This window comes from Paraburkholderia sp. BR14320 (genome assembly GCF_040948665.1).
Taxonomy (GTDB): Bacteria; Pseudomonadota; Gammaproteobacteria; order Burkholderiales; family Burkholderiaceae; genus Paraburkholderia; species Paraburkholderia youngii.
The window spans coordinates 1-253 of record NZ_JBFPKG010000374.1; the positions used below are offsets into that span (position 1 = coordinate 1).

General features: G+C 58.1%; 1 pseudogene. It reads right to left on the bottom strand.

The window, feature by feature from the left end:
- Nucleotides 1-253 (bottom strand): annotated as a pseudogene (locus tag AB3X89_RS40710) (hypothetical protein); the annotation flags it as partial.

Here is a 253-nt window from a genome sequence, read left to right on the forward strand (position 1 = left end):
GTGAAGGCGCTTCAGGACCTTGGCCAGGCCCGGCGCGAGTGTGGTTCGCGGTGTCTTCGTCTTCTTCATCGCACAGCTCAAAAATTCGCTACCCAATTTTAACGTGGGCCTTACTGCAACAGAACCCAGCGTCTTGCCCTTGGGCGTTTGGCGATCAATCTGGCGCAAGAACTTCAGCCACTCGGCATGGGTGTGTCGCTGCTGGCATTGGCCGATCACTTGCCCGTCGAGCACGTTGAGCGCTGCAAACAGC